General features: G+C 69.3%; 30 protein-coding genes. 6 read left to right on the forward strand and 24 right to left on the reverse strand.

Features of this window, described 5'->3' with window-relative positions; all coding sequences use genetic code 11:
* Positions 1 to 3 precede the first annotated feature (3 nt).
* A complete protein-coding gene (locus BM249_RS01725) occupies positions 4 to 954 on the reverse strand; it encodes an FAD binding domain-containing protein (RefSeq protein ID WP_091968361.1) in 951 nt (316 codons plus the stop codon).
* Positions 951 to 1,586: an aldehyde dehydrogenase iron-sulfur subunit PaoA gene (paoA, locus tag BM249_RS01730; RefSeq protein ID WP_091968363.1), complete on the reverse strand. Its 636-nt coding sequence runs from the start codon at positions 1,584 to 1,586 to the stop codon at positions 951 to 953. Before paoA ends, BM249_RS01725 begins: the two co-directional genes overlap by 4 nt.
* A 326-nt stretch (positions 1,587 to 1,912) precedes the next feature.
* Between paoA and BM249_RS01735 the strand changes: the two genes are divergently transcribed.
* The 3 genes from BM249_RS01735 to BM249_RS01745 all read left to right on the forward strand — a co-directional run bounded on the left by BM249_RS01735 (position 1,913) and on the right by BM249_RS01745 (position 3,928).
* Complete coding sequence (locus BM249_RS01735) at positions 1,913 to 2,176, forward strand: hypothetical protein (protein ID WP_244528532.1); 264 nt, start codon at positions 1,913 to 1,915, stop codon at positions 2,174 to 2,176.
* A gap of 210 nt (positions 2,177 to 2,386) precedes the next feature.
* Positions 2,387 to 3,121 (forward strand): Crp/Fnr family transcriptional regulator, encoded by a 735-nt coding sequence (locus BM249_RS01740; RefSeq protein WP_244528533.1) that lies wholly within the window; start codon positions 2,387 to 2,389, stop codon positions 3,119 to 3,121.
* 87 nt (positions 3,122 to 3,208) lie between these two features.
* Positions 3,209 to 3,928 (forward strand): SGNH/GDSL hydrolase family protein, encoded by a 720-nt coding sequence (locus BM249_RS01745; RefSeq protein ID WP_091968365.1) that lies wholly within the window; start codon positions 3,209 to 3,211, stop codon positions 3,926 to 3,928.
* A 9-nt stretch (positions 3,929 to 3,937) separates the two neighbouring features.
* Here the strand turns inward: BM249_RS01745 and BM249_RS01750 are convergent, their stop codons facing one another.
* The 10 genes from BM249_RS01750 to BM249_RS01795 form a co-directional block, all read right to left on the reverse strand.
* Positions 3,938 to 4,777, reverse strand: coding sequence for a DUF1186 domain-containing protein (locus BM249_RS01750; protein WP_091968367.1), 840 nt, complete (start codon positions 4,775 to 4,777; stop codon positions 3,938 to 3,940).
* A gap of 20 nt (positions 4,778 to 4,797) precedes the next feature.
* A complete protein-coding gene (pheT, locus tag BM249_RS01755; RefSeq protein WP_091968369.1) occupies positions 4,798 to 7,221 on the reverse strand; it encodes a phenylalanine--tRNA ligase subunit beta in 2,424 nt (807 codons plus the stop codon).
* Positions 7,222 to 7,240: 19 nt separating this feature from the next.
* On the reverse strand, positions 7,241 to 7,447 hold the full coding sequence (locus BM249_RS21105; RefSeq protein WP_143103664.1) for a hypothetical protein: 207 nt from the start codon (positions 7,445 to 7,447) through the stop codon (positions 7,241 to 7,243).
* Positions 7,448 to 7,725: 278 nt separating this feature from the next.
* Positions 7,726 to 8,034: a hypothetical protein gene (locus tag BM249_RS01765; RefSeq protein ID WP_091968373.1), complete on the reverse strand. Its 309-nt coding sequence runs from the start codon at positions 8,032 to 8,034 to the stop codon at positions 7,726 to 7,728.
* Between the two features lie 27 nt (positions 8,035 to 8,061).
* Entirely contained in the window at positions 8,062 to 9,144 is a 1,083-nt protein-coding gene (gene pheS / locus BM249_RS01770) for a phenylalanine--tRNA ligase subunit alpha (RefSeq protein ID WP_091968376.1), read from the reverse strand.
* Between the two features lie 242 nt (positions 9,145 to 9,386).
* Positions 9,387 to 9,761 (reverse strand): 50S ribosomal protein L20, encoded by a 375-nt coding sequence (gene rplT / locus BM249_RS01775; RefSeq protein WP_091968377.1) that lies wholly within the window; start codon positions 9,759 to 9,761, stop codon positions 9,387 to 9,389.
* Positions 9,762 to 9,810: 49 nt separating this feature from the next.
* Positions 9,811 to 10,014 (reverse strand): 50S ribosomal protein L35, encoded by a 204-nt coding sequence (gene rpmI / locus BM249_RS01780; protein WP_018044555.1) that lies wholly within the window; start codon positions 10,012 to 10,014, stop codon positions 9,811 to 9,813.
* A 210-nt stretch (positions 10,015 to 10,224) separates the two neighbouring features.
* Positions 10,225 to 10,446 (reverse strand): hypothetical protein, encoded by a 222-nt coding sequence (locus BM249_RS01785; protein ID WP_425284775.1) that lies wholly within the window; start codon positions 10,444 to 10,446, stop codon positions 10,225 to 10,227.
* Between the two features lie 52 nt (positions 10,447 to 10,498).
* Complete coding sequence (locus BM249_RS01790) at positions 10,499 to 11,506, reverse strand: WD40 repeat domain-containing protein (protein WP_091968379.1); 1,008 nt, start codon at positions 11,504 to 11,506, stop codon at positions 10,499 to 10,501.
* Positions 11,507 to 11,572: 66 nt separating this feature from the next.
* Positions 11,573 to 12,238, reverse strand: a complete 666-nt coding sequence (locus tag BM249_RS01795; protein ID WP_091968381.1) for a YoaK family protein — start codon at positions 12,236 to 12,238, stop codon at positions 11,573 to 11,575.
* Positions 12,239 to 12,406: 168 nt separating this feature from the next.
* Here BM249_RS01795 and BM249_RS01800 point away from each other — a divergent pair, with 168 nt between their 5' ends.
* From BM249_RS01800 to BM249_RS01810, 3 genes are all read left to right on the forward strand, one after another.
* Positions 12,407 to 12,841: a response regulator gene (locus BM249_RS01800; RefSeq protein WP_091968383.1), complete on the forward strand. Its 435-nt coding sequence runs from the start codon at positions 12,407 to 12,409 to the stop codon at positions 12,839 to 12,841.
* A gap of 22 nt (positions 12,842 to 12,863) precedes the next feature.
* Entirely contained in the window at positions 12,864 to 13,220 is a 357-nt protein-coding gene (locus BM249_RS01805; RefSeq protein ID WP_091968385.1) for a photosystem reaction center subunit H, read from the forward strand.
* 143 nt (positions 13,221 to 13,363) lie between these two features.
* Complete coding sequence (locus BM249_RS01810; RefSeq protein ID WP_091968388.1) at positions 13,364 to 14,467, forward strand: ROK family protein; 1,104 nt, start codon at positions 13,364 to 13,366, stop codon at positions 14,465 to 14,467.
* Here BM249_RS01810 and BM249_RS01815 read toward each other — a convergent pair.
* The 12 genes from BM249_RS01815 to BM249_RS01870 form a co-directional block, all read right to left on the reverse strand.
* Positions 14,464 to 15,093, reverse strand: a complete 630-nt coding sequence (locus BM249_RS01815; protein ID WP_091968390.1) for a DUF2939 domain-containing protein — start codon at positions 15,091 to 15,093, stop codon at positions 14,464 to 14,466. The two genes, BM249_RS01810 and BM249_RS01815, sit on opposite strands and share 4 nt — an antisense overlap.
* Before the next feature lie 42 nt (positions 15,094 to 15,135).
* Positions 15,136 to 15,693: an RNA pyrophosphohydrolase gene (locus tag BM249_RS01820; RefSeq protein WP_091968392.1), complete on the reverse strand. Its 558-nt coding sequence runs from the start codon at positions 15,691 to 15,693 to the stop codon at positions 15,136 to 15,138.
* Between the two features lie 65 nt (positions 15,694 to 15,758).
* Complete coding sequence (locus BM249_RS01825; RefSeq protein WP_091968395.1) at positions 15,759 to 16,979, reverse strand: divergent polysaccharide deacetylase family protein; 1,221 nt, start codon at positions 16,977 to 16,979, stop codon at positions 15,759 to 15,761.
* Between the two features lie 123 nt (positions 16,980 to 17,102).
* Positions 17,103 to 18,422 carry a S41 family peptidase gene (locus BM249_RS01830; RefSeq protein ID WP_091968397.1) on the reverse strand — a complete coding sequence of 440 codons (1,320 nt, stop codon included), beginning with the start codon at positions 18,420 to 18,422 and terminating at the stop codon, positions 17,103 to 17,105.
* The gene (locus BM249_RS01835) at positions 18,422 to 19,801 is read right to left on the reverse strand and encodes a murein hydrolase activator EnvC family protein (protein ID WP_091968399.1); all 1,380 of its coding nucleotides are present in this window, start codon (positions 19,799 to 19,801) and stop codon (positions 18,422 to 18,424) included. Before BM249_RS01835 ends, BM249_RS01830 begins: the two co-directional genes overlap by 1 nt.
* Complete coding sequence (rlmH, locus tag BM249_RS01840; RefSeq protein ID WP_091968402.1) at positions 19,801 to 20,298, reverse strand: 23S rRNA (pseudouridine(1915)-N(3))-methyltransferase RlmH; 498 nt, start codon at positions 20,296 to 20,298, stop codon at positions 19,801 to 19,803. The genes BM249_RS01835 and rlmH overlap by 1 nt, the downstream gene beginning before the upstream one ends.
* Before the next feature lie 21 nt (positions 20,299 to 20,319).
* Positions 20,320 to 20,763, reverse strand: a complete 444-nt coding sequence (rsfS, locus tag BM249_RS01845) for a ribosome silencing factor (protein ID WP_091968405.1) — start codon at positions 20,761 to 20,763, stop codon at positions 20,320 to 20,322.
* Between the two features lie 73 nt (positions 20,764 to 20,836).
* The gene (locus tag BM249_RS01850; RefSeq protein ID WP_091968407.1) at positions 20,837 to 21,448 is read right to left on the reverse strand and encodes a nicotinate-nucleotide adenylyltransferase; all 612 of its coding nucleotides are present in this window, start codon (positions 21,446 to 21,448) and stop codon (positions 20,837 to 20,839) included.
* Between the two features lie 33 nt (positions 21,449 to 21,481).
* On the reverse strand, positions 21,482 to 22,777 hold the full coding sequence (locus tag BM249_RS01855) for a glutamate-5-semialdehyde dehydrogenase (protein WP_091968829.1): 1,296 nt from the start codon (positions 22,775 to 22,777) through the stop codon (positions 21,482 to 21,484).
* A 96-nt stretch (positions 22,778 to 22,873) separates the two neighbouring features.
* Positions 22,874 to 23,992 carry a glutamate 5-kinase gene (proB, locus tag BM249_RS01860; protein WP_091968410.1) on the reverse strand — a complete coding sequence of 373 codons (1,119 nt, stop codon included), beginning with the start codon at positions 23,990 to 23,992 and terminating at the stop codon, positions 22,874 to 22,876.
* 26 nt (positions 23,993 to 24,018) lie between these two features.
* Positions 24,019 to 25,053 (reverse strand): GTPase ObgE, encoded by a 1,035-nt coding sequence (gene obgE, locus BM249_RS01865; protein WP_091968412.1) that lies wholly within the window; start codon positions 25,051 to 25,053, stop codon positions 24,019 to 24,021.
* A gap of 81 nt (positions 25,054 to 25,134) precedes the next feature.
* On the reverse strand, positions 25,135 to 25,626 hold the full coding sequence (locus tag BM249_RS01870) for a hypothetical protein (RefSeq protein WP_143103665.1): 492 nt from the start codon (positions 25,624 to 25,626) through the stop codon (positions 25,135 to 25,137).
* Positions 25,627 to 25,750 lie beyond the last annotated feature (124 nt).

The following is a 25,750-nucleotide window of genomic DNA, read 5'->3' on the forward strand; positions in this document are numbered from 1 at the left end:
GGCTCAAGCCCTCGCTTCGATGAGCGCCGCGCCGAGCGTGCGCTCGGCCAGCTTGATCTTGTAGGCGTTGTCGTGGGTCGGCTTGGCACCGGCCAGGAGCTGCTCCGTCGTCGCGCGGGCGCCCTTCGGCAGGACGCCCTCGGCGGCTTCGACCCGCCAGGGCTTGGGGGCGATGCCCCCGAGGGCGACCCGGCCCGACCCATCGGGCTGGATCACCGCCGCTACCGAGACGAGGGCATAGGCGTAGGACGCCCGGTCGCGGACCTTGCGGTAGATGTGCTTGCCGCCCAGCGGTTTGGGCAGGGTGACGGCGGTGATGAGCTCGCCGGGCTTCAAAGTCGTGTCGATTTCCGGCCTGTCGCCGGGCAGGCGATGGAACTCGGCCATGGGGATGCGGCGGGCATTGCCCCTGGCATCCACGGTCTCGACGGTGGCGTCGAGGACGCGCATGGCCACCGCCATGTCGCCCGGATGGGTGGCGATGCAGGCCTCGCTCGCCCCGATGATCGCGAGGGTGCGCGAGACCCCCGCGAGGGCGCCGCAACCCGAGCCGGGCTGGCGTTTGTTGCAGGGTTGGGCGGTGTCGTAGAAATACGGGCAGCGCGTCCGCTGGAGCAGATTCCCGGCGGTCGTCGCCTTGTTGCGCAACTGCCCCGAGGCGCCGGCCAGCAACGCCCGGCTGAGCACCGCGTAATCCTTGCGCACCCGCGCATCGGCGGCGAGATCGGTGTTGCGCACCAGGGCACCGACGCGCAGGCCGCCTTCCGGCGTCGCCTCGATCTTATCCAGCCCCAAGCCGTTCACGTCGACGAGGTGGGTCGGCGTCTCGATCTGCAGCTTCATGAGGTCGAGGAGGTTGGTGCCGCCCGCGATGAACTTGGCGTTCGGCTTGCCCGACAGGGCCTGGGCTGCTTGCGCCGGCGTGCTCGGACGCTCGTAGGTGAAGGATTTCATGCGGGCCTCCCGGCAACGTCTGTCATCGCCTCGACGATGTTGGAATAGGCACCGCAGCGGCAGATGTTGCCGCTCATGCGCTCGCGGATCTCGGATTCGCTCACCTGCATCGGCGCGTTGAGGTCGGCCGTGACGTGGCTGGGGATGCCGGCCTTGATCTCGGCCAGCACGGCGACGCCCGAGCAGATCTGGCCCGGCGTGCAGTAGCCGCACTGATAGCCGTCATGGGCGATGAAGGCGGCCTGCATCGGGTGAAGGTTGCCGGGCTGCCCCAGCCCCTCGATGGTGACGATCTCGGAACCCTGGTGCATGACTGCGAGGGTGAGGCAGGCATTGATGCGCCGTCCGTCGACGATCATGGTGCAGGCGCCGCATTGGCCGTGGTCGCAACCCTTCTTCGAGCCCGTCAGGTGCAGGTGCTCGCGGGCCGCGTCGAGGAGGCTGGTGCGGGTATCGAGTTCGAGCTCGCGGCGTTCGCCGTTGATCGTAAAAGCGACCTTGGCGAGAACCGGTTGATCCATGGGGTCTTGCTCCGCGTGGGCTCCCCGGGGGAGCGTGGTGAGGGCGCCGGCCGCCGTCGCTCCCACAACCAATTCACGTCGGCTCAATTCGAAGTCTCTTGGACTCGTCATGGGGTTTTCGAACCTGTCGATGGGTTGGGCACGCCTGGGCGAACATCGCGCTGCCCCGGGCGGCGGCGATTTGAAGTCTGGATATCCTCCAAACTAGGGTCCGATCGCGCAAGGATCAGGGGCGGCTCCGGGAAAAGCCGGCGTATTCCTGCCGCACGTCCCGACGGGCTCGACACATGGCCACGAATGCCCGTCTCACCCGCGTCTGCCTCGCCAATCCGGCCCTGACCGCCCCCCGTGCGACACCGCACCGAAAGGCACGGGCCGCCGAACCCTCCGTGGCCGGGTTCGTTGAACCCCGTCGTCCCTCGGTCAGGAGAATACACGTGCCGTCGAAAGTCCTTCCGATCTGCTCCGTCGCCTTCACCCTCGCGGTGTCCGGCCTCGCCCTTGCCCAATCCCCCATGGAGACCGGAACGGGCGGGGACGTCACGTCCACGACGCGGGCGCGCAACACCACGGCCGTGGGACAGACCAAGCCCCCGGGTGCCGCGGCCGGTGGGGAGGTCAGCCGCGACGCGGATCGGCGCACACCCCAACAGAAGAAGGACAACGAAATCTCGAAGGGCATCTGCATCGGCTGCAACTGATCCCAACGACGAGGGTGTCCGGTCTTCGATCGCCGGCCCAGTTCCTTCTCGACCGACGCCCCCTTCGACATCGACCGGGGCGGGAATGAACGATTCTTGCGATTTCTATCTTAGATCAACGACAGCTTTCGTCTTTGGGTATCCACGACCACGAAGCGAGCCACAGACATGAAATTTCCAGACGACTGATTGATCGGACCCCCATCATCCATGACATCGCCCTTCGACCAGTCCGGCTTGAAGAACACCCTGCTGGCCAATCTGCCGCCTGACCTGTTCGCACGGCTCGCTCCCCACCTCTCCGGGGTCTCCCTCGAACAGGAGCAGGTGATCGAGCGACCGAACGCCGCGATTGCGCAGGTGTGCTTTCCCGGCCCCGGTCTGATTTCCGTGATCGCTCGAACGCCCGGGGGCGCCCGCCTGGAAACGGGCTTGATCGGTCCGGAGGGCATGACGGGGGTCCCCCTGCTCTACGGCCTCGACAGCACTCCGCACGAATCCTTCGTGCAGATTCCGTGCAGGGTCCTTCGGATCGCGGCGACGGATTTTCGCGAGGCGGTGGAGTCGAACCACGCCCTGCACCTCTACTTCCTGCGATACGCCCACGTCTTCTCGATCCAGGTCGCCCAAACGGCGCTTTGCAACGGCCGCTTCACCATCGAGCAGCGCCTCGCCCGGTGGCTGCTCATGTGCCACGACCGCGTCGACCGGGAGGATATCGCCCTCACGCACGAGTTCCTGTCGCTCATGCTCGGGGTTCGGCGCGCGGGTGTGACGACGGCCCTGCGCGACCTCGTGACCCTCGGAGCCCTGGTGATCCACCGGGGCATCATCGTCATCCGCGATCGGAGACGCCTTCTCGAAGCTTCGGCAGAGGCGTATGGCGTCCCCGAGGCGCAGTATGCCGCCCTGATGCCCACGCGATCCGCCGGATTCGCGGCCTGACGCGGATCGATCCGGGGCGGTGCCTTCCCCGGCCGAGGCGACGAGGCCACGAAGGCCCACGTGGAGCCAGGAGGGCACGGCAGTGCGATGAGAAGCGACGACGCCCGGACACGATCCGGGCAGTGGACGCGCCGGGGCGTTCTCGTCGCCGCCTGCAGTGCCCTCGCGTCCAGTGCCGAGGACGAGGCGCCGCGCAATCGACGCCTGGCCGGCGCGCACCTCGCCCGACGCCTGCCGGAGATCCGCGCCGCCCTCGATGCGGCAAAGCCCGGCTTCGCATTCGTGGCCGGCAACTCGCACGCGGAACTGTTGGGGGATGCCCTGGCGCGGCGGATACCCGTGGTCAACGGCGGCATCGGCGGCGCGTCGGCGCGGCTCTATGCCCGGCAAGTCGACGCCCTCCGCTTCCGGGTCCCGGCCGGAGTGGCGGTGCTGATGCTCGGAACGAACGATGTCCTGCGCCGGGCCGCCCCACGGTCGGCGGTGACCCTCGCGGGGTTCGAGGCGGCCGCGACGCGCATCCTCGGATGGCTGCGGGCCGATGCCGAAACGGTTCTCGTCGCGGCCGTGCCGCCCCTCGGCCCGGAGGCGGAGGCGGAACGCGATCCCCTGGCGGTGGCCGCGTACAGCACGGCCCTCCGGCATCTGTGCGAGCGCACCGGATGCGAGTTCTTCGATCCGTTCGCAGAGTTTCGCGATGGCGGGCCGGGCCTCACCACCCGGGCCGCGCCCCCGGACGGGGTACATCTGCGCGACTACGACGGGCTGGCGGCCAGCCTCGTCACGCGCTTGGGCGGGCGCGGCTGATCCGCCCGATCAAGCCGCCTTGTCGAGGCAGCACTTCTTGAACTTCTTGCCGCTGCCGCAAGGGCACGGATCGTTGCGGCCGACATTCTTCAGGGGGTTGCGCACGGGTTGGCCGGCATCCTCGGCGGTCCAGGCCAGATCCGCCACGGGATCATCGACGGTGCCGTAGCGACGCGGATCGAACCGGGCGCGGTCGTCGGGCTTGGCCTGCGCCTGACGCAGGGTGGTGCGGAACCAGGGCTCGTCGCTGAACTCGTCGGTAAGGCGCCCGTCTTTCCGCGCGGCGGCGGCGCGCGGCGCCAGATCGGCAAAGCCCAGGAGGGCGATGCTCTCCTCCCAGCCGACCCAGCCGAGATCGCCCTCCACGGCGGCGCGCTTGTCGTCGAAGCGCACGAGGAGGTCGTGGGTCGCCTGCCGGTCGACCCGGCCCGTCTGGGTCAGGAAGGTCAGGGCCGCGAGGGCTTCCGAACGCACGACGTCGTCGAGGCTGCTATCGAGGATGAGCTGGTGGAGGGGGGCCACGTCCCCGTCGAAGACGCTGACGAGGACACGCGCCAGCGTGGTCGTCAGGGCATCGCCCAGCAGGGCGTCGAGGGTTTCGCCGTCCTGGTGCAGCAGGCGCACCAGGGGCACGAACGCGCGGGTGTCGCGGGCGGCAGCCAGCACGTGCAGACCGTAGAACAGCAGGTTGGCATCCGCCTCCGACACCTCGACGCCCGCGACGGGTCCGGCGAGCACCCGTAGGATTTCATCCGCCACCGTCTCCGGCGCCGCCACGGCGCGCCGGAGTTCGTCCGCCGGGAGGTAGCGCGCCGCCGAGAGGGCTTCGACGAGGGCGTGGTCGATCATGTCGAGGCTCCGGGTCTCGGTCAGGCGCGCAGGGTCGCGCCGGTCTTGCGGCCGACCTCGGCGACGATCCGGGCGGTCACCGCCTCGATCTCCATATCCGTCAGGGTCCGCTCCACGGGTTGAAGCCGGACGGCGATGGCCACCGACTTCGACCCCTCGGGAATGCCGACACCCTCGTAGATGTCGAACACGTCGATACCGGCGATGAGCTTGCGCTCGGCGGCCTGGGCCGCCTTCACCACCTCGCCCGCCGCCACGTCACGCGGCACCACGAAGGCGAAGTCGCGCGAGACCGCCTGGAAGTCCGAGAGGGCCAGGGCGGGCTTTACCTTCGTCGGGCGGTATTTCGGCAGGGGAACGGCATCGAGGGTGATCTCGAAGGCGACGATCTGCCCCTTGAGATCGAGGGCTTTCATCACGCGCGGATGGACCTCGCCGAAATATCCGACTGGGTTCTTGGGTCCGAACTGCAAGGTGCCGGAGCGGCCGGGGTGGAGCCAGTCCGGCCCGCCGGCCACCACCTGCAACCCCCCCGTGGGGATGCCGAAGGCGGCGAGGAGCGCCAGGGCGTCGGCCTTGGCGTCGAACACATCCACGGGGGCGGCGGCGCCGTCCCAATGGCGTCCGCCTCCGAGATGGCCGGCCGTGGCCCGGCGGATCGCCGTGGCGCGGATGGTCTGGCCCTCGGGCTGGTCGCTCTCGAAGCACTGACCGACCTCGAACAGGGCGACATCGGCGAGGCCCCGGTCGGCGTTGCGCTGGGCGGCCCGCAGGAGACCCGGCACGAGGCTCGGCCGCATATCGGACAGGTCGGCCGCGATGGGGTTGGCGAGGACGAGGTCCGCCCGGCCGCCGCCGAACAGCACGGCGTCGTCATGGGGAATGAACGACCACGTCACCGCCTCGACGAGTCCGCGCGCCGCGAGGGCCCGCTTGGCGAGGCGCGTCCGTTTCTGAAGCACGGTGAGGACCGGCTGGCCGCCTTTGTCGTGGAGAGGCTCCAGGGGCTTCGCCTCGATGCGGTCGAGGCCGGCGATGCGGATGATCTCCTCGACGAGGTCGGCCTTGCCCTCGGCGTCGGCGCGCCAGGACGGGGTGAGCACCTTCACCCGGTCGCCGGTGCCGGCGACGTGGAAGCCGAGGCTCTCCAAGGTCACCTTCATCTCGGCGCGCGACAGTTCGAGCCCGGCGAGACGCCGGGTCTCGGTCCAGGGGAAATCGATGACCCGCCCGGTCTCGGGCGGCTCTCCGGCGATCACGGCCTGGCTCGCGGTGCCGCCGCAGATCTCCAGGATGAGGCGCGTGGCGAGGTCGAGCCCCGGCAGGGTGAAGGCCGGATCGACGCCACGCTCGAAGCGATAGCGTGCATCGGTGATGATTCCGAGGCGCCGCCCGCTCTGGGCGATGTTCACGGAGTCCCACAGGGCCGATTCGACGAGGACGTCCGTGGTGCCCGCGTCGCACCCCGTGGCCTCGCCGCCGATGATGCCGCCGATGGATTCGACGCCGTTGGCATCGGCGATCACCACGGTGTCGTCGGTGAGCGTATAGGTCTTGCCGTCGAGGGCCTTGAGCGTTTCGCCGCTTCGCGCGCGGCGCACGGTCAGACCACCCGCCACCTTGGCGGCGTCGAAGACGTGGAGCGGCCGCCCCCGGTCGAAGGTGAGGTAGTTCGTGATGTCCACCAGCGCGTTGATCGGGCGCAACCCGATGGCGCGCAGGCGCGCCTGCATCCAGTCCGGCGACGGCCCGTTGGTGACGCCCGTGATCCGGCGCAGGGTGAAGTAGGGGCAGAGCGCGCTGTCGTGCGCCTCGAACGCCAGGGTGACGGGCACCGGGCAAGCCCCCTCCCCGCGCATGGGCCGCTGCTGCTCGTGCCGCAGGACGCCAACGCCGGCGGCGGCGAGATCGCGGGCGATGCCGTGGATCGAGGTGCAATCGGCCCGGTTCGGCGTCAGGTTGATCTCGATGGTCGGATCGTCGAGGCCGGCATAGATCGCGTAGGGCTGCCCCGTCGGCGCGTCCGCCGGCAGGTCGAGGATACCGTCGCTCTCCTCGCCCAGACCGAGCTCGGCGCCCGAGCACAGCATGCCCCGGCTCTCGACGCCCCGGATGGTCCCCACCGAGAGGGTGATGTCCTTGCCCGGCACGTAGGTGCCCGGGGGCGCGAACACCGTTTTCATGCCAGCCCGGGCGTTCGGCGCGCCGCAGACCACCTGCACGGGCTGTCCGTCACCCGCATCCACCGAGCAGACGCGCAGGCGGTCGGCGTTCGGATGCTGCTCGGCCGACAGCACATGGGCGACCACGTAGGGCTTCAGGGTCGCGGCCTTGTCCTCGATGCCCTCCACCTCGAGGCCGATCCGCGTCAGCGTCTCGGCGATGGTGTCGAGGGGCGCCTCGGTCTCGAGGTGATCTTTCAGCCAGGAGAGGGTGAATTTCATGGATTCGACTCGGTCTGGCCTAAAGCGGCCGGGTTCTGGCGATGAGGAGAACCGCAAGCTTCTTGCGGTCCTGCTTTGGAAGAGATTCGATCAGCGCCACAGTCCGCTCCGCAACCTCGATCAGCCGCAGCGTCTCATCGTGGCGGACCGCCAGGGCGGGTGGGGAATAGTCCGCAACGTTTCGGGCTTCCTGCAAACTCAAGAAGTTGTTACCGATATCGGTCACGCACGGTCCAATTAAGGTCGCATCCCGGCTGTTGAGACGCTTCTTCGCCGTCCCATGGTCCAGGAGACGATAACTCGGCTCCAAGACATCGTTGTCCTGGCTCCAACCGATCAGCTCACTCGCGCAAATGAAACAGAGCGCGTGAAAGACCGCGTAGTAAGCCCCGCTCGTGGCTCGACGCATGGCCGCTTTGCGAAGGTTCGCTCGCCCTCCCGTACCCGCGAGTGCGCGCGACGTCTCGAGTAGATCGTAGACCAACGGATTTCCGAGCCTCGGCATCAAAGCCGGTCCGGAAGCGTGTTCACGGGATCGTCGCCAAGCACCTCGTCATCCGGATAGTCGTACCAGATGTAGGGAAACCGCTCCTCACCCGCGTCGAGGAGGCTGCGACGCAGCGAGGACAGCGCCCGGGTCGAGGCCTCGCCACTGGTGACACCCGCCTGCGGTTTGAAATGGGCGGTGACGTAGAGTGCCGGCTCACCGTCGAAATCGGGGGCCGGACGAACGTCGGCCTGCTCGAAGCCATGGGCTCCGAGCGTTTCGCGCAGCACCTCGTTGGCAACCTTGCGAATTTCGGCTTCGGTCATCCGGGCGTCCCCCCGTCGCTCTCGATCTCACCCCGTCAGCCCCGACACCAGGCTCGGGATATCCAACGGCCGGAAGCCGTAATGGTCGAGCCAGCGCACGTCCGCCTCGAAGAACGGACGCAGGTCCGGCATGCCGTATTTCAGCATGGCGATGCGGTCGATGCCCATGCCGAAGGCGAAGCCCTGGACGCTGTCGGGGTCGAGGCCGCAATTGCGCAGCACATTCGGGTGGACCATGCCGCAGCCGAGGATCTCGAGCCAGTCGGAGCCCTCGCCGAAGCGGATCTCGCCGCCCTTGCGCGAACACTGGATGTCGACCTCGGCCGAGGGCTCGGTGAAGGGGAAGAACGAAGGCCGGAACCGCATCTTCACGGCATCGACCTCGAAGAAGGTGCGGCAGAATTCTTCCAGCACCCATTTGAGGTTGGCGATGTTGGCCGCCTTGTCGATCACCAAGCCCTCGACCTGATGGAACATCGGCGTGTGGGTCTGGTCGGAATCGTGACGGTAGGTCCGGCCCGGACAGATCACCCGGATCGGCGGCGCATTCGACCTCATGGTCCGGATCTGGACCGGCGAGGTGTGGGTGCGCAGCACCTTGCGATGACCGTTACGGTCTGGCGCCAGGAAGAAGGTGTCGTGCATCTCTCGGGCCGGGTGGCCGGGCGGGAAGTTCAGGGCGGTGAAGTTGTAGTCGTCGGTCTCGATGTCCGGACCTTCGGCGACGGAGAAGCCCATGGCGGCGAAGATCGCCGCGATCTCGTCCATGACCTGGCTGATGGGATGGATGCGTCCGCGCGCCTCCGGCGCCTCCCGCACGGGAAGCGTCACGTCGATGCGCTCGGCGGCGAGGCGCGCCGTCAGCGCCGCTTCCGCCAAGGCCTCGCGCCGGGCGCCGAGGGCACTTTGAACGCGGTCGCGCAGCCCGTTGATGAGGGGTCCGCGCGCCTTGCGCTCGTCGGGCGTCATGGCCCCCAGGGTCTTCAGGAGTTCGGAGACCGAACCCTTCTTGCCCAACGCCGCCACCCGCACGCCGTCGAGGGCCGCTTCGTCGGACGCGGCCGCGACTTGGGCGAGGAGGTCGCCTTCGAGGGTGTCGAGATCGGTCATCGGGTTCAACTCACCGGGTGCGCGGGCGGCCGCGGGATGGCCGGGCGCTCATGGGGTGGCGGGTAGGAGGTCGCGGGTAATGAGTGGGGTTTTGCGGGTCGAGGCCGGCTTGGCAAGCCCCAGGCGGGCGGGCGAGGCCCGCAATTCTCCGGGGCGCCTCGGCAACACGAAAAAAGGCGCGGCCCCATGGGGAACCGCGCCTTGTCCGTCGGGTCGCGACCGGAAGGTCGGACGAAGGCGCCTCAAGCGGCCTTGGCGGCACCCTGCAGCGACGCCTTGGCCTTCTCGACCACGGCGGCGAAGGTCGCCGGCTCATGGATGGCCAGCTCCGACAGGGCCTTGCGGTCCACCTCGATGCCGGACTTCGACAGGGCATTGATGAAGCGCGAGTAGGTCAGGCCATGCTCACGGACAGCGGCATTGAGGCGCTGGATCCAGAGGGCACGGAACGTGCGCTTCTTGTTCTTCCGGTCGCGGTAGGCATACTGCATGCCCTTCTCGACCGCCTGCTTGGCGATCCGGATCGTATTCTTGCGGCGGCCGTAATAACCACGGGCGGCCTTGAGGACTTTCTTGTGCTTTGCGTGACTGGTCACGCCGCGCTTGACGCGGGCCATGGGTTCTCTCCTGGATTACGAAAAAGGCAGTTCGGCGGGTGAGGAAAACTTACCGGCTGTTGGGCAGGAAGTACTTCTTCACGTTGGCGGCATCGCCCTCGAACAGGGTTGTGGTGCCGCGCAGGTTGCGGATCTGCTTCGTCGTCCGCTTGATCATCCCGTGGCGCTTGCCGGCCTGGGCGTACATGACCTTGCCGGTGCCGGTGATCTTGAAGCGCTTCTTCGCGCCCGACTTGGTTTTCAGCTTGGGCATTTGGCTCTCCTGAACGCGCATTGGCCCCGATCCGGGTGGATCGGAGGGATGCGCTCGGTTGATGCTTCTGATGGAGCAGCACGAACCGCCACGGCAGCCCGATCAGCCGGGCGGTTCAACGCGAGGCGGCATATGACAGAAAAGCGACCGGGATTCAATCCTGCGCGGGACCCGCCCCGCGCGAGACCTCGGGTGCGCGGGCCGACCGGGTCAGTCCGACGTCAGGGCTTGGCGCACGTCGTCTTCCGTCACCTCAGCCATGGGCTTCCCGATCTTCACGGCGCGCGTTGCCGCGCCCGGCGGCATCAGTAGCAGGATGGTCTCCAGGCCGGGACAGGCCGGGTCGGCGCAGACGATCTCGTTGACCTTGACCACGGCGTCCGCCCCGAGGCCGGCGGCGGCTTGGGTCCAGGCGAGAAGCCGCTCACGCACCGCGGCGTCCGCCGGGGACGGACGGCGCCCGAATCCGAACAGCGCCACGACGTCAACCCGGCAGGGTGAGGAGGCCGGCGGCGCCATCGGCGCAGCCGAAGCCGAGGCGGGCGCCGCGCGCATCCCAGGCCAGGGCCGTAACGCCGGAGCCCCTCACGGCCGGGCGCACGAGGAGTTCGGAGCCGTCGGCGAAGCGCACGAGCAGGATGCAGCCGTCCTCGTACCCGATGGCGAGGACGAGGGCCTTCGGGTGGAACGCCACGCGGGAAACCCGAGCCGGGCGCACGCCGCATTCGCGGGGGGCCTTGCCCGTGGGGCCTTCCTTGGAATCGAACGGCCAGATGATGGCCGCCTCGGCCCCGCCCGTGGCGAGCCAGTTCCCGTCGCCGGACCACGCCACGGAGCGGACCTTGCCGGGATACCCCGACATCCGCATGTGGCCCCGGTCGGGCTGGAGACGCCAGCCGTGCAGGGCGTTCTCCTGCATCGTGGTGACGATGAAGCGACCGTCGGGCGACCAGGTCACGTCGATATGCGAGCCCTTCCACTCGACGAACTCGGGGGCGGTCTCGAGATTCGGGTACCACAGGGTCGCGCCGTTGTAGTGGGCCACCGCGAGGCGATAGCCCTTCGGCGCGAAGGCGAGGCCCCGGGCCGTGGACGGTGCGGCGAACACCTTTTCACGACCCTTGGCATCCTGCGCCACCACGTTGCGCCCGGCCGCATACGCGATGGCGCCATCGGGATGGAGCGCGAGGGCGTCGATCCAGGTGCCGCCCTTGGCGGAGGCCACCGCGACGGTCTCCCCCTCGGCCGAGGTCGCGACCACACGACCGTCATCGCCGCCGGTGACGATCCGGCGTCCGTCGCCGGCTGCGACCAGGATGGCGCCCTGCGGGTGGGATTCGATGCGGCGAACCTCGCCCCGGGCGGCGAGGAGCACGGCGCCGTCGCCGAGCGCCAGGGCCAGGGTGTCCTTCAGCCACATGGCGGCGGTGACGTGGGCGCCGGCCGCGATGGGGGCGACGTGGTCGCGGAGGGAGGGAGCGGTCTCGGCCATCCGGCGGGAACTCTCGTCAGGCGGTTGCGGTCGGCCCGGGGCACCCGAACCTGTGGCGCCCGGACCTCACGCCGGCGTCGTGCCGGAGGCACGCCGTGCCGTCAGGACCGTGGCGACGAGGGCGAGGATACCGGCGATGCCGGCGGGGATGGCGAGGGCATACAACGCCAGGCGCCCGTAGGCGACCGTTCCGGCGAACGACCCGACGAGGAGGGCGAGCCAGACGACGCCATCCCCGACCCAGGCGGAGCGGGCGCCGCGCCGGGCCAGCGCCAAAGCGAGCTTCTGGCCGAAGCTGAACAGGGCGCCGGTGACGAAGGTGGTGCCGGCGCGAAAGCCCTGGACGTGGGACAGGACGGCGTTCTGCGCCCCCATGGCCAGGGCGAGCATGAGGGAGGCGAGCCCTGAATCCGGCGCGGCGACGGCGGCCTCGAAGGCGGCGGCGATCACGGCCGTCTCGAAGCCGAGGACCACGGGGGTGCTCCAGCGCGCCGGCGTGAGGGCCGAGAAGGCGGCGCCGCAGACACAGCCGAGGATGAAACACAGGATGAGCAGGCCGGGCAACAGGGCATGATGCAGTTGATCGTGCCCGAGGGCGACGGCGAACTGGGTGGTGTTGCCACTCATGAACGAGGTGTAGAGGCCGCCCAGCCGTATGAAGCCGAGGGCATCGACGTAGCCGGCGAGCGCCGTGAGGATCAGGCCGAAGCCGAGTTGCCAGGGGCGGGTCATCGCGAGCGCTCTCTCGGATTCATCCTCGTCCCGGCAGAGTTAAAGCTTTGCTCACCAAACCCGCGCAATTGGAGCGAACGGGCACGAACGCCCCGCCGCCACGGCCCGTTGAAGCAGGGATCCGGCACGGGACCGTTCGTCCCCCGCCGGGTGAGTAGGAGTTGCGTCATGATCCCATTCGCCTGCGCCACCCCGGCCCTCCCCGCCTTCACCCTCCCGACCTTCGACGGCTGCGGCCTCGCCGAGACCGTGCTCGTCGTCGAGGACGAGATCATGGTCTGCGAACTGGCGGCGGAAGCCCTGCTGGAGGAAGGCTACCGGGTCCTCACCGCCGCCGATGCGGACGAGGCGGAGCGTATTCTGGCCCGTGAGCCCGTTGATCTGCTCTTCACCGATATCGATTTGGCTCGCAATACGAACGGCCTCGCCCTCGCCCATCGCGCCCGCCGGGTTCGCCCCGGCCTGCCCGTCGTCTACACCTCGGGGGGACGCGGCCACCTCGCCCACGGCGATGCCGTGACGGATTCGGTGTTCGTGCCCAAACCCTACCGCCTCAGTGCCCTCGTGGCCCTGGCCAACGACATCCTACGCCCCCACGCCTGAGCCTAACTGCCGGACCTCGCCGATGCGCACCCTCCTCGCCCTCGCCTTCACGACCGTCACCCTAGGCGCAGCACATGCCTGCGACGTGAAGGCGGCCAAGCTCGAAGAGGCCATCGCGGCCAAGAGCCAATTGCGCGAGGCGGCCAACAAGCAGGCGGTGCGCGACCTGCGCACCCTGCGCGACGCGGCCATCGTGCTCGAAACCTACGGCTACGGCTCGGAATGCGAACGCCTCGTCGAGATCGTCCGAACCCTCGCCGCCAATCCGGACAAGGCCATCGAGCGCAGCGGCGACACCGACGAGGAGAAGGCCGAGGAACTGCTGGAGAGCCGCGAGCCGAAGGCCCCCCCGGCGGAAGCGGCGCCGAAGGCGAACTGAACCGGCATCGGCGACGCCGAGGGCGACGGTTGCGAGAACCTGCAGGCCGTCCCCTGGCTTTCCGGCGCCGTGACGACAGATGACGAGCGTGACGGTTCGGCCCTCCGAGTGCCGATCCGCGTATGCGAAGGGCAGTGCACGGCATGACGACGGACACCAAATCCCGCGAGGCCGGCACCGCCCAAACCCGCGAGGCGGGAATCGCGCATGCCGCCGACCGCTTGCCCTCGGTGATCGTCGATGCCTACAACAGCGAACTGAAGACCGACGGGGGCTTCGTCGGCGACAAGGTCTCCAAGAAGGCGTTCCGCGAGCTTCTGGAGACGTGGCGTGAGACCCTGCGCAAGCTCGGCCCAGACCCCCTTGGGGACAAACCGAGCGCCGACCTGAGCAAGAAGAGCCTCGACCGGGCCCTGGCCGGGGACGACCCCCTCGCCTCTGGACTTGTGTTCAGCGCCATCGAGGAGTTCGCCCAGGAACTCGCCGGCGTGGTGCGCCGGTTCCTGAAGCAGAAAGGTTGGCACGACACGCAGGGTATCGTGGTCGGCGGCGGCTTCAGCGACAGCCGCGTCGGCCACCTCGCCATCGCGCGGGCGAGCGTCATCCTGCGGGCGGGCGGCCTCGACCTGACCTTGGAGCCGATCCGCCACCATCCCGACGAGGCCGGTCTCATCGGCTCCGTGCACCTCGCTCCGGCCTGGATCTTCTCCGGCTACGACAGCCTCCTCGCCGTCGATATCGGTGGCAGCAACATCCGCGCGGGCGTGGTGGCGACGAACCTGCGCAAGGCCCCCGACCTATCGCGCAGCGCCGTCTGGCGCTCGGAGATCTGGCGTCATCGCGACGAGGAGCCGGCGCCGAGCCGCGACGAGGCCGTGGACCGCCTCATCGCCATGCTGACCGACCTCATCCGCCGGGCGGGCCGCGCCAACCTCACCCTCGCGCCGTTCATCGGCATCGGCTGCCCCGGCGTGATCGCGGCGGACGGCACCATCGACCGGGGCGGCCAGAACTTGCCGGGCAACTGGGAGGCCGACCACTTCAACCTCGTCGAGCGACTCGTGGCGGCGATCCCTCGGATCGGCGACCACGCCACCATGGTGGTGATGCACAACGACGCCGTGGTGCAGGGCTTGAGCGAGGTGCCGCATCGGACAGATCTGACCCGGTGGGGCATCCTCACCATCGGCACCGGCCTCGGCAACGCCCGCTTCACCAACCGGGGCATGGACGCGGACCGGGACTAGCGTCCCCGCCCCGCTCCGGCGACCTTCTGGGCGATCCGCTCCCGCAACTCCTCGGGAAGCTCGATATCCACGAGGCGCCAGGTCCAGCCGCGCAGGCGCAAACGCAGGCGCAGGCGGCGGTCCCGCGCCACCTCGGGGGGGACCGGGATGACCACGGTGCGAAAGCCCCGCATCTCCGACGCAAGGTAGAACGGCAGGAGCCGCCGCAGGTTCTCGATCCGCAATCCGAGCTGCGGCGGTGCGTCCCGTGCGGCGGGGGAGACGTCGCCCGTGCGCAACTCGGGGGGGCGGGGCTCGACGGAGTCCAGCCAGCCATCGTCGAGGAGATCGACCACGGTCTTCGGTGTCACCAGGGATTCGGCGATGGGGATCGCCAGGGCCACGAGGGCATCGGTGACGCGCTGGCGCTCCCGGGGTTCGGCACCGGCCTCGCCCCGGACCTGCGCGGCGGCGGCGATCTGCCGGATCACCGAGAGACGAAGCGTCCGGAAATTGACGTGGCGCTCGACATAGGCCGCATCCCGCGCTCGCACCGCCTGGGCGAGGTCGTAGAGTGCCCAGAACGGCGTCAGGGTGAAGACGAACCACCCGAGGGCCAGGATGAGGGGAAGCGACCACCAGCGCATGGGTGGCTCAGCCTCAGACGCGAACCGGAACGGAAACGGCGATCACGCCCGACCGTGCCAATCGGTGAGACCACCGAACGCCGCCACCACGCCCTCGTAGACCGGTCGCTTGAAGGGCACGATCAGGTCGGGCAGCCCCGCCATCGGCTCCCAGCGCCAAGCGTCGAACTCGGACGGGTGGGCTCCCCCGCCGGGCGAGGCCACGTCGATTTCACCCTCGTCGCCGAGGAAGCCGAAGGCGAACCACTTCTGGCTCTGTCCGCGATAGCGGCCCTTCCAAGCCTGCTTCAGCACCGCCGGCGGCAGGTCGTAGGAAAGCCAGTCCGGCGCCTCGGCGAGAAAACGCACGGAGGCCGGCGCCACGTTGGTCTCTTCGTAGAGTTCGCGCAGGGCGGCTTCGCGCGGATCCTCTCCGGGATCGATGCCGCCCTGCGGCATCTGCCAGGCGCGCCCATCGGCCACGTGTTCCGGCCCGGCATCGGCACGGCGCCGCCCGATGAACACGAGGCCGCTGCGTGCGATCAGGGTGATGCCGACACAGGCCCGGTAGGGCAGATCGGCGGCGTCGCTGTTCGGGGAAGCTGTCATCGGCGCGACCATAGGGCAGGCCGTTCCCGTACCGCAACGCACGATCCCAAAAGGGTTCGGGATTCCTCGATCCGGCCTCAGGGCGCGGCGCTGCTGAGCCGGGTCGTCCCCGGCGTGCCCCGCAGGGTGACGCTGACCGGCACGAGGCGGATGCCCCGCGCTTCGAGGTCCCGCGACCAGCGTACGATCCGGTCGATGGTCATCGGCATGGCTGTCGCCGACACGAGGACGAGGCCCTTCGCGCGGGCCTGGGCCTCGGCCCGGGCGAGTTCGCGGTCGATGGCCTCCGGCCGGGGCAGCGCGTCGAGGACGATCTCGGCCTGGGCGTTCGGAATCTTCACCTTGGCGCCCAGTGCCGTCGCGACGGAACGCGGCGACGTGCCGTCGTCCACGTAGCCGAGGCCGCGTCCGCCGATCTCGCGCAGCATCGGCTCGAAGGCGGCGGCATTGCTCGTGAGCTTGGCGCCCATGTAGTTGACGACGGCGATGTAGCCCGCGAACCGGCTCATGGCCCAGGACAGCCGATCGAGGTTCTCCGGCAGGCGGGCGGCGGCCAGCAGGGTCTGCGGCCCCGGATCGCTGTCGGGATAGTCGAACGGCTCCATGGGGACCTGGAGCAGGGCCTCGTGGCCGGCTTCGCGGGCGCGGGCGACGGTGCGCTCCAGATCGCTGGCGTAGGGCGCGAAGGCGAAGCTGACCTCGGGCGGGAGCTTGGTGATGGCGCTCGCCGTCGCCGTCTGGCCGATGCCGAGGCCCGTCAGTAGGATGGCGATGCGCGGACCGGTCACGCCGGGGTCCGGCCGGGCGTAGACGTCGAGGACCCGGGTTCGGCCTTCGCCGAGGCGCGGCAGGTTTCCGTAGCGACCGCGCTCCGCCAGACGCGGATCGAGGGCGGCGAGCTTGGGCGGCCCGGCATCGGGCACGCGGATCACCACGGCGTCGCCCGGGGCCTGAGCGCCGCCCGCACGCACGACGGTGACGCCCGACGCCGTTTCGACGGCATCGGCGGAACGCTGTCCGGCGGTGAGTTTCTCGGGGGTCTTCTCCGGGGCCTTCTCGGCCACGGGTGCCGCGGGCTCCGGCTCGCGCAGGGTGATGGCGGCGACGGCCACCGGCTCGCCCCCATGGGGGTCCCCCATGATCGCGAGGGCGCTCACGCCCGCGACGAGGCCGAGGGCGAGGGCGCCGCCCACGATCCGGGTGGTCGGGCGCAGGGCCGAGAGGGCGGCAAACCGCTCGCGGGGCGTGCGCTTGATGCCGAGCGGCTGGGTCAGGATATCGTCGGAGGCCACGCTCAGCCGTTTCCCTCAGAGTTCGGGGCGGGATCGGCGACACTAACGAAAGCGGCCCCCGATACCGGTTCTGAACCGATATTGAGGGCCAATGTGGTTAATACGTCCCTAAGACGGAACGGGTTCGGCTCAGTTCGGCATAGGGGCCTTGGTGTTGGAGGCGCCCTTCTGGATGCCACGCAGGAAGTCGAAGGCGGCGATGAGCTGCTTGTCCTTGGCCGGGTCCGGCGGGACGTAGGCCGAGGAGCCGCCGCGCTCCTCCACGTCCTTCTGCTTCAGATGGCCCTTGAGACCGGCCTCGCCCTTCGTCTCGTCCTTGCCCTTCAGCTCGTCCGGGACCTCCTGCAGGACCTCTTGATCCGGCTCGATGCCCTTGGCCTGGATCGAGCGGCCCGACGGCGTGTAGTAGCGCGCCGTGGTCAGGCGCAGGGCGCCACTGCCGCCGAGGGGAATGATCGACTGAACCGAGCCCTTGCCGAACGAGCGGGTGCCGAGCACCGTCGCGCGCTTGTGGTCCTGCAGGGCGCCGGCCACGATCTCGGAAGCCGAGGCCGATCCGCCGTTGACCAGCACGACGATGGGCTTGCCCTTGGTCAGATCGCCGGCCTTGGCCGAGAAGCGCTGGGTCTCGTCGGGGTTGCGGCCACGGGTCGAGACGATCTCGCCGCGGTCGAGGAAGGCGTCCGAGACCATCACGGCCTGATCGAGGAGGCCGCCCGGATTGTTGCGCAGATCGAGGACGTAGCCCTTGAGCTTGTCGGCACCGATCTCGCTGTTGAGCTTGTCGATGGCCGAGCGCAGGCCGTCATAGGTCTGCTCGTTGAATTGGGTCAGGCGGACGTAGCCGATATCGCCGCCCTCGGCGCGCGAGCGCACGGGCTTGATCTTGATCACGTCGCGATTGAGCACGACCTCGATGGGGTCCTTCGACTCCTTGCGGCTGATCTTGAGCTTGACCGGGGAATTCACCGGGCCGCGCATCTTGTCCACGGCCTGGTTCAGGGTGAGGCCCTGGACCTGATCCTCGTCGATCTGCGTGATGATGTCGTTGGAGAGGATCCCGGCCTTCGAGGCGGGGGTGTCGTCGATGGGGGTCACGACCTTGATGAGGCCGTCTTCCATGGTGACCTCGATGCCGAGGCCGCCGAACTCGCCACGGGTCTGCACCTGCATGTCCCGGAAGCTCTTCGCGTCCATGTAGCTCGAATGCGGATCGAGGGAGGTGAGCATGCCGTTCACGGCCGCCTCGATGAGCTTGGCCTCGTCGGGCTTCTCCACGTAGTCGGTGCGGACCTTCTCGAACACGTCGCCGAACAGGCTGAGCTGGCGATAGGTCTCCGCGGACGCCGCGACGGCGCTGGTCCCGGAGAGCAGACGGGTCTGGGTCGCGACCACGGAGGACCCGACGCCCAGGAACGCGCCGAGGAGAATGAGGGAAACCTTGCGCATTATCCGCGAACCTTCTCGCTGGGGCTTTTGGCCCACCAAGGCTCCGGATCGATGGAGCCGCCGTCTTTTCTGAACTCGACGTATAACATGGGATCGCCACCGGCCGGGGCCGCTCCCGCGCCGCCGTCACCCATGGCCGCAACGGGCTCGCCCGCCAGGACGAACTGGCCGACCTCGACGTCGATCTGATCCATTCCAGCCAGCAGCAGATAGTAGCCATCGCCGGCATTGATGATCAAGAGTCGGCCATACGAGCGAAACTGGCCGGCAAACGAAACCCAGCCATCGGCCGGAGAGGAAACCACAGCTTTCGGCCGGGTGACGAGCGAAATGCCGCGGGTGGTGCCACCGTTTCCGTCGGGCTGATTGAAGCCGCGCGTGAGGGTGCCGCTCACCGGCCGGGGCAGCTCGCCACGGGTATCGACGAACCGGACCTTCGGGGCGAGGCGGGCCGGATCGCGGCTCCCCGCGGCGGCGAACTTTTCCTGCGTGGCGCGGGCCTCGCGGGTCTCGGCCGCGCGCGCTTCGTCCGCCGCGCGCCGTGCGGAGGCGACTTCGCCCTCCATGCGGTCGACGAGTTCTTTGAGTGTGCGAGCCTGCTGACCGAGTTCCGCCGTCCGCGCCCGCTCCGTCACCAGGCCGCTCTCGACCTCGGCGAGGCGTGCCTTGCGGGCGGCGATGAGGGCATTGAGGCGCAGCTGCTCGCGCGCCCAGCCGTTCAGATCGTTTTTCAAACCTTCGCGATCCGCCGCGATGAGACCCTTGAGCCGAACCATTTCGGTGAGATCGGCCGCGAGGGTTTCGGCCTCGCCACGCAGTTCCGGCACCACGGCGCCGAGCAGCATCGAGGTTCGGATGACGGCGAGCACGTCCTCCGGCTTGACCAGAACCGCCGGGGGCGGTCGCCGACCCATGCGTTGAAGGGCCGCCAGGATTTCGGCGATCACGCCGCGCCGACTATCGAGGGACCGGCGGATGGCTGCCTCGCTCGTGCCGAGGGCCTTCAGGCGCTCCTCGAGCCGGATCATCCTGTCTTCCGTCGCCTGGGCCTGCCGGGCGGCATCCAGGAGAGCGGTGTTGAACTTCGCCCGGTCGTCGCCGATGGCCGCGATCTCGGCCTCCAGCTGCGCCTTCGTGCCGGTCGAGGCCGCGAGCGCCTCTTCGATCCGTTTCAGATTCTCCGCCCGGCGCTCCTTTTCGGCGACCGCCTTCTGGATCGCCTCCGCCTCGGCCGGTGATGCCTTCACGCCCGCGTCCTTGGCGCCCGCGTCCTTGGCATCCTGCGCCAGGACGGGCACCGCCGCGATCAGGCCGGTCAGGCCGAGGGCGAACAGCGTCCGCCCCCCCTTCCATGCCGTTCCGCTGGGCTTGCCCGCCATCATCGTTCGTCGAGATTTCCGCGGTGGTAAGGATGGCCGGCGAGGATCGTCAGCGCCCGATACACCTGCTCCAAGGCCAGCACGCGCACAAGACCATGCGGCAACGTCGCCGCGCCGAAGGAGAGCGTGAGGTCGGCGCGCGCACGGACCGTCGTGTCGAGGCCGTCGGCTCCGCCGATGACGACGGCGAGACTCGGGCGGGCGGCATCGCGCCAGGCCGCGACCCGGTCGGCGAAGGCTTCGCTGGTAAGGTCGGTTCGCCCGCGCTCGTCGTAGGCGATGAGAGCCGCGCCGGTCGCGTGCGCCAGGATCGCGGCGCCCTCCTCCGCGCAGCGGTCCTGCGGACGACGCGCGCGGCTCTCGGGAATTTCAACGATTTCGCAGGCCGGAAAGCCGAGGCCGCGCCCGAGTTGCGCAGCCCGCTCCCGATAGCGCAGGGCGAGATCGCGCTCCGAACCCGCCTTCAGGCGGCCGATGGCGACGACGGCGAGACGCACGAAACGGGTGCCCCGCCCGGCTCACTTCGCCCCGGCGGTACCCGACAGGTCGGCGGACGGGCGGTCGGCCCCCCACATCTTCTCGAGATTGTAGAAGCCGCGCACTTCGGGGCGGAATATATGCACGATGATGTCGCCGGCATCGATCAGCACCCAGTCGCAGGCCGGGAGCCCCTCGACTCTGGCGGAGCCGAGGCCCTTGGTCTTCATGTCCTGCAGGATACGATCCGCGATGGCACCGACGTGGCGCTGTGACCGGCCAGAGGTGATGATCATGGTATCGGCCAGCGACGTCCGCCCCATGAGATCGATCTCGATGGTCTCTTCGGCCTTCATGTCCTCGAGGCAATCGAGGGCAAGCGTCCTGAGGCTGCCGATCTTGCGGTCGGTCGCTTCGTCGGAACCCGGGGTTCCCTGGTAAACCGCGTCGTTCAGCGTCTCGGTTCCTGCACTAGCCATGATCATGCGCTCATCGTACTCCGAATGCGCGCGACATGGAACGTGTCGTTTGCGCCTTCGGTGAATCACCTTCCGCGACCTACCCCCTGGCCCGCAACGCCGTGGAGGACAGGTGGGAGCGCGGGCCATGCAGGAAGACCCAGGCCGGCGGGTCGAGGTCCGGCAGCAGCCCGGCATCGGTTTCGGCGATGCGCCAGCGGTCCAGAACCCGCGCCGCCCGCGCGGCGGGCCCCGTCAGGGTGAAGCCAGGCCGATCAATGATGGCGATGGGCATCGCATCGGCGATCTCGCGAAACCCCGCCCAGCGATGAAATGTCGCGAGGCTGTCGGCCCCCATGATCCAGACGAAGCGCACGGTCGGATACCGGGCCACGAGGTAGCGCAGGCTCTGGCGGGTGTACCGGGCGCCGATCCGGTCCTCGAACGCGGTGACGACGATGCGCGGATGGGCGGCGATGGCCTGGGCCTCGGCGACGCGCGCCTCGATGGAGGCGAGGTCGGCCCGGTCCTTCAAGGGATTGCCGGGCGTGACCATCCACCAGACCCGGTCGAGGCGCAGGCGCCGCAGGGCGACGCGGCTGACGTGACGATGCCCGAGATGGGCCGGGTTGAACGAGCCGCCATAGAGGCCGACCCGCAGGCCCGGGCAAGCCGGCGGCAGCCGGACCGGCCCCGACACGTCAAGGCGCATCGGTCTTGGACGGTAAAGGGGCCGCCCGCCGCGTCAAGGACGCGTCTGCCCGCTGCCGTGCACCCGATACTTGAAGGTGGTGAGCTGCTCGACCCCGACGGGGCCGCGCGCGTGCATCCGGCCCGTGGCGATGCCGATCTCGGCCCCGAACCCGAACTCGCCGCCATCGGCGAACTGGGTCGAGGCATTGTGCACCACGATGGCCGAATCGACCTCCGCCAGGAAGCGCGTCGCCTCCGCCCGATCGGCCGTGACGATGGAATCCGTGTGATGCGAGCCGTAGGTCTCGATATGGGCGATGGCGGCCTCGAGGCCGTCCACCACCCGCACGGCGATGATGGCGTCGAGGTACTCCGTGCGCCAATCGGCCTCGGTGGCGGGCGTGACGCGGGCATCGACAGCCCGCACGTCCGCATCCCCGCGCACGGCGCAGCCGGCCTCGATCAGCATGGTGACGAGGGGCGCGAGATGCGTCGCGGCGCAGGCCCGGTCGACCAGCAGGGTCTCGGCGGCGCCGCAGATGCCGGTGCGCCGCATCTTGCTGTTGAGAACTACGGTACGGGCCATGTCGAGGTCGGCGGCGGCGGCCACGTAGACGTGGCAGATGCCGTCGAGATGGGCGAAGACGGGGACGCGGGCCTCGTTGTGGACGCGCTCCACCAGCCCGCGGCCACCGCGCGGCACGATGACGTCGATACACCCATCGAGCCCCGACAGCATGGCGCCGACGGCGGCGCGGTCGCGGGTCGGCACGATCTGGATGGCATCGGCGGGCAGTCCGGACACCTCCAGCCCCTCCCGCATGGCGCGGGCGATGGCCATGGCCGTGCGGTGACTGTCGGACCCCGCCCGAAGGATCGCGGCGTTGCCGGCCTTGAGGCACAGGGCGCCGGCATCGGCGGTGACGTTGGGGCGGCTCTCGAAGATGACGCCAATCACACCGAGCGGCACGGCGATGCGCTCGATGACGAGGCCGTTGGGCCGCTCGAAGGCGGCGACCTGCCGCCCGACGGGATCCGGCAGGGCACCGATCTTTTCCACGGCATCCGCGATGGCGCCGAGACGGGCGGGATCGAGGGTGAGCCGATCGATGAGCGCCTGGGTCTGGCCACCGGCGCGGGCCGCCTCCACGTCCAGGGCGTTCTCCGCGAGAATCTCGGCTTGCGCGGCCCGAAGACGCTCGGCGATGGTGCGCAGGGCCACGTCCTTGGTCTGGGCTGGCGCCAGGGCGATGCCCCGCGCGGCCGCGCGGGCGCGCTGGCCGATGGCATGCATCTCGGCCATGAGATCGGGAGCCTGGAACTCGGAACGCAGATTCAGAACGGGCACGGTCTTCATCCCCGCGGGCCCTCGTGCCCGCCTGTTGTCTTACGGGTCATCGCATGCCGGATGGCTTCGTAACAAGCGTAGCCGGCGACGACCCGACTATTCACCCACCATGGCGAGGTCATCGCGGTGCACCATCTCGGCGCGTCCGGGATGGGTGAGGAGTTCGGCGATCTCGCGGCTCGGGCGGCCGATGATCCGCGCGGCCTGATCGCTGTCGTAGGCGACGAGGCCGCGACCGAGGGTGCGGCCGGCGGCATCCCGGATCACGACGGCATCGCCGCGCCCGAAGCCGCCATGAATGCCGGTGACGCCCACGGGCAGCAGGCTGGCGCCGCCCTGGAGCGCCCGTGCGGCGCCGTCGTCGACGGTGAGGATGCCGCGCGGTTCGAGGGAGCCGGCGATCCAGGCCTTGCGCGCCGCGACGGGGTTGGAGCCGGAGAGGAACCAACTGCAGCGCCCGCCCTTCAGGATCGCCTGCAGGGGATTCTTCTCGCGGCCATCGGCGATGACCATGTGGGTGCCGCCGCTGGCCGCGATCTTGGCGGCCTCGACCTTCGTGCGCATGCCGCCGCGCGACAGCTCCGAGGCCGGTCCCCCGGCCATGGCCTCGATCTCCGGCGTGATGCGCTCGATGACCGGCAGATGCCGGGCGTTCGGATCGGTGTGGGGCGGCGCCGTGTAGAGGCCGTCGATATCGGAGAACAGCACCAGCACGTCGGCGCCGATCATGGTGGCGACGCGGGCCGCGAGACGATCGTTGTCGCCGTAGCGGATCTCGCTCGTCGCCACCGTGTCGTTCTCGTTGACCACGGGCACGGCCCGGACTTCGAGGAGCTTCAGCACCGTCGCGCGGGCGTTGAGGTAGCGGCGGCGCTCCTCCGTATCCTGCGGCGTCACCAGGATCTGGCCGGCCGCGATGCCGTGATGCCCGAGGGCCTCCGACCAGTACCGCGCCAGGGCGATCTGCCCCACGGCGGCCGCCGCCTGGCTCTCCTCGAGGCGCAGGGTACCGGGTGGATAGCCGAGCACGGTCCGTCCGAGGGCGATGGAGCCCGAGGAGACCACGAGCACATCGGCCCCGCCGGCATGCAGATCGGCGATATCCTCGGCCAGGGCCGCGAGCCAGGCATGGCGCAGGCGCCCGCGCCCCCGGTCGACGAGGAGGGCGGAGCCGACCTTGATGACGATGCGGCGGAAATCGTGGAGGTCGGGCATGGACCCGGACACCGTCGGCCCCACGCTCACGGCTGCCAGGCCTCGGTCGGTTCGGCCTCGGCTTCCGCGAGCTTGGCGTCCCCGATGGTGCGGGTGATGGCCCGCAGGGCATCCTGGACGCCGAGGCCCGTGGCGGCGGAGAGGACGAGGGGCTTCGTGCCCGAGGCGCGTTTGAGGCGCGCCACCTGCTCCTTCAGGGTTTCGGGATCGACGATGTCAGCCTTCGACAGGGCGACGATCTCGGGCTTGTCGGCCAGGCCGCCGCCATAGGCTTCGAGTTCCTTGCGCACGAGCTTGTAGGTCTTGCCCGCATGTTCGTTCGTGGCCTCGACGAGGTGCAGCAGCACGCGGCAGCGCTCGACATGGGCGAGGAAGCGGTCGCCGAGACCGACGCCGTCATGGGCGCCCTCGATGAGGCCGGGAATGTCGGCCAGGACGAACTCGCGCTCGTCGGACCGCACCACGCCCAGCCCCGGATGCAGGGTGGTGAAGGGATAATCGGCGATCTTGGGCTTGGCCGCCGTCACGGTCGCCAGGAAGGTCGACTTGCCGGCATTGGGCAGGCCGACGAGGCCGGCATCGGCGATGAGCTTCAGGCGCAGCCACACCCATTGCTCGTGCCCCTCCTGGCCGGGATTGGCATGCTTCGGTGCACGGTTGGTCGAGGTGGTGAAGTAGGCGTTGCCGAAGCCGCCATTGCCGCCCTTGGCGAGGCGCACGCGCTGGCCGACATGGGTCATGTCGGCGATCAGGGTCTCGCCATCCTCGGCTAGGATCTCGGTACCGGCCGGGACCTTCAGCACCACGTCGGCGCCGTTGGCCCCGTGGCGGTTCGAGCCCATGCCGTGCTCGCCCTTCCTGGCCTTGAAGTGCTGCTGGTAGCGGTAGTCGATGAGGGTGTTGAGCCCGTCGACGCATTCGACCCAGACGTCGCCGCCTCGGCCACCGTCGCCGCCGTTGGGACCACCGAACTCGATGAACTTTTCGCGGCGGAAGGCGACGCAACCGGCTCCGCCGTCACCGGACCGTACGTAGACCTTGGCTTCGTCGAGGAATTTCACGGAACTGCTCGTCTCACTCAATCGGATCGGACGCGCGAAACGATCTCGCGGGTCGGTTCCGGCGGGATGCCGGTGCTGGCGTCAGGCGCCGCTGCGACGGCATTTTCCGTCGAGATTCAGGTACTGGATACTCCGAAGTCCCGCCTCGAACCATGCGCTCGCGGATCTGACCTCGCCGAACTGGGCCTTGGCCGATTCGGTGCCCTCGTATCCGTAGAGGAGGATGCGGATCGCCTCCCCCGGAGAAACCAGGGTCGGCGGCGCCCCGGCCTCGAAGGTCCAGAGGGGAGCGGCGATTCCTTCGGACTCGAAGGCCGTGCGCGTGCCGTCGCTCTCGATCTGGTTCAGCTGCGTGACCCTGGGAGCGGCTGCCGCTCCCGAAAGCGCGAACGTGAACCCAACCTTCGGTGAACGACCGACGAAGTTGTAGAATTCGCAATACAGCGTCGGCTTCGCCGGCTTGAGCGCGGCCACCACGGATACGGGCTCCGGATTGGGTTTCCGAATCAGCCAGGCCGCCACGAGGGCCGCCGACAGCCCCGTGATGACGGAAACGGCGAGGATTCGCTTCATCGCCTCATCCCGGACGGCGCCGCGCCCGGCCTCCGACGCATTCCGGCCATGCGGAAAGCCGGACCAGACGACGAAAGGGAGGACGGCGGACCATCCTCCCTCGAAACGCATCCCGATCGTCCGG

The sequence above is a fragment of the Methylobacterium gossipiicola genome (genome assembly GCF_900113485.1).
In the GTDB taxonomy this organism is placed as follows: Bacteria; Pseudomonadota; Alphaproteobacteria; order Rhizobiales; family Beijerinckiaceae; genus Methylobacterium; species Methylobacterium gossipiicola.

What these genes read in the sequence shown, in the direction of transcription:
- BM249_RS01725 (WP_091968361.1), bottom strand. Translation starts at nt 954, where the DNA reads ATGAAATCCTTCACCTACGAGCGTCCGAGCACGCCGGCGCAAGCAGCC.
- paoA (WP_091968363.1), bottom strand. Translation starts at nt 1,586, where the DNA reads ATGACGAGTCCAAGAGACTTCGAATTGAGCCGACGTGAATTGGTTGTG.
- BM249_RS01740 (WP_244528533.1), top strand. Translation starts at nt 2,387, where the DNA reads ATGACATCGCCCTTCGACCAGTCCGGCTTGAAGAACACCCTGCTGGCC.
- BM249_RS01745 (WP_091968365.1), top strand. Translation starts at nt 3,209, where the DNA reads ATGAGAAGCGACGACGCCCGGACACGATCCGGGCAGTGGACGCGCCGG.
- BM249_RS01750 (WP_091968367.1), bottom strand. Translation starts at nt 4,777, where the DNA reads ATGATCGACCACGCCCTCGTCGAAGCCCTCTCGGCGGCGCGCTACCTC.
- pheT (WP_091968369.1), bottom strand. Translation starts at nt 7,221, where the DNA reads ATGAAATTCACCCTCTCCTGGCTGAAAGATCACCTCGAGACCGAGGCG.
- BM249_RS01765 (WP_091968373.1), bottom strand. Translation starts at nt 8,034, where the DNA reads ATGACCGAAGCCGAAATTCGCAAGGTTGCCAACGAGGTGCTGCGCGAA.
- pheS (WP_091968376.1), bottom strand. Translation starts at nt 9,144, where the DNA reads ATGACCGATCTCGACACCCTCGAAGGCGACCTCCTCGCCCAAGTCGCG.
- rplT (WP_091968377.1), bottom strand. Translation starts at nt 9,761, where the DNA reads ATGGCCCGCGTCAAGCGCGGCGTGACCAGTCACGCAAAGCACAAGAAA.
- rpmI (WP_018044555.1), bottom strand. Translation starts at nt 10,014, where the DNA reads ATGCCCAAGCTGAAAACCAAGTCGGGCGCGAAGAAGCGCTTCAAGATC.
- BM249_RS01790 (WP_091968379.1), bottom strand. Translation starts at nt 11,506, where the DNA reads ATGGCCGAGACCGCTCCCTCCCTCCGCGACCACGTCGCCCCCATCGCG.
- BM249_RS01795 (WP_091968381.1), bottom strand. Translation starts at nt 12,238, where the DNA reads ATGACCCGCCCCTGGCAACTCGGCTTCGGCCTGATCCTCACGGCGCTC.
- BM249_RS01800 (WP_091968383.1), top strand. Translation starts at nt 12,407, where the DNA reads ATGATCCCATTCGCCTGCGCCACCCCGGCCCTCCCCGCCTTCACCCTC.
- BM249_RS01805 (WP_091968385.1), top strand. Translation starts at nt 12,864, where the DNA reads ATGCGCACCCTCCTCGCCCTCGCCTTCACGACCGTCACCCTAGGCGCA.
- BM249_RS01810 (WP_091968388.1), top strand. Translation starts at nt 13,364, where the DNA reads ATGACGACGGACACCAAATCCCGCGAGGCCGGCACCGCCCAAACCCGC.
- BM249_RS01815 (WP_091968390.1), bottom strand. Translation starts at nt 15,093, where the DNA reads ATGCGCTGGTGGTCGCTTCCCCTCATCCTGGCCCTCGGGTGGTTCGTC.
- BM249_RS01820 (WP_091968392.1), bottom strand. Translation starts at nt 15,693, where the DNA reads ATGGTCGCGCCGATGACAGCTTCCCCGAACAGCGACGCCGCCGATCTG.
- BM249_RS01830 (WP_091968397.1), bottom strand. Translation starts at nt 18,422, where the DNA reads ATGCGCAAGGTTTCCCTCATTCTCCTCGGCGCGTTCCTGGGCGTCGGG.
- BM249_RS01835 (WP_091968399.1), bottom strand. Translation starts at nt 19,801, where the DNA reads ATGGCGGGCAAGCCCAGCGGAACGGCATGGAAGGGGGGGCGGACGCTG.
- rsfS (WP_091968405.1), bottom strand. Translation starts at nt 20,763, where the DNA reads ATGATCATGGCTAGTGCAGGAACCGAGACGCTGAACGACGCGGTTTAC.
- BM249_RS01850 (WP_091968407.1), bottom strand. Translation starts at nt 21,448, where the DNA reads ATGCGCCTTGACGTGTCGGGGCCGGTCCGGCTGCCGCCGGCTTGCCCG.
- proB (WP_091968410.1), bottom strand. Translation starts at nt 23,992, where the DNA reads ATGCCCGACCTCCACGATTTCCGCCGCATCGTCATCAAGGTCGGCTCC.
- BM249_RS01870 (WP_143103665.1), bottom strand. Translation starts at nt 25,626, where the DNA reads ATGAAGCGAATCCTCGCCGTTTCCGTCATCACGGGGCTGTCGGCGGCC.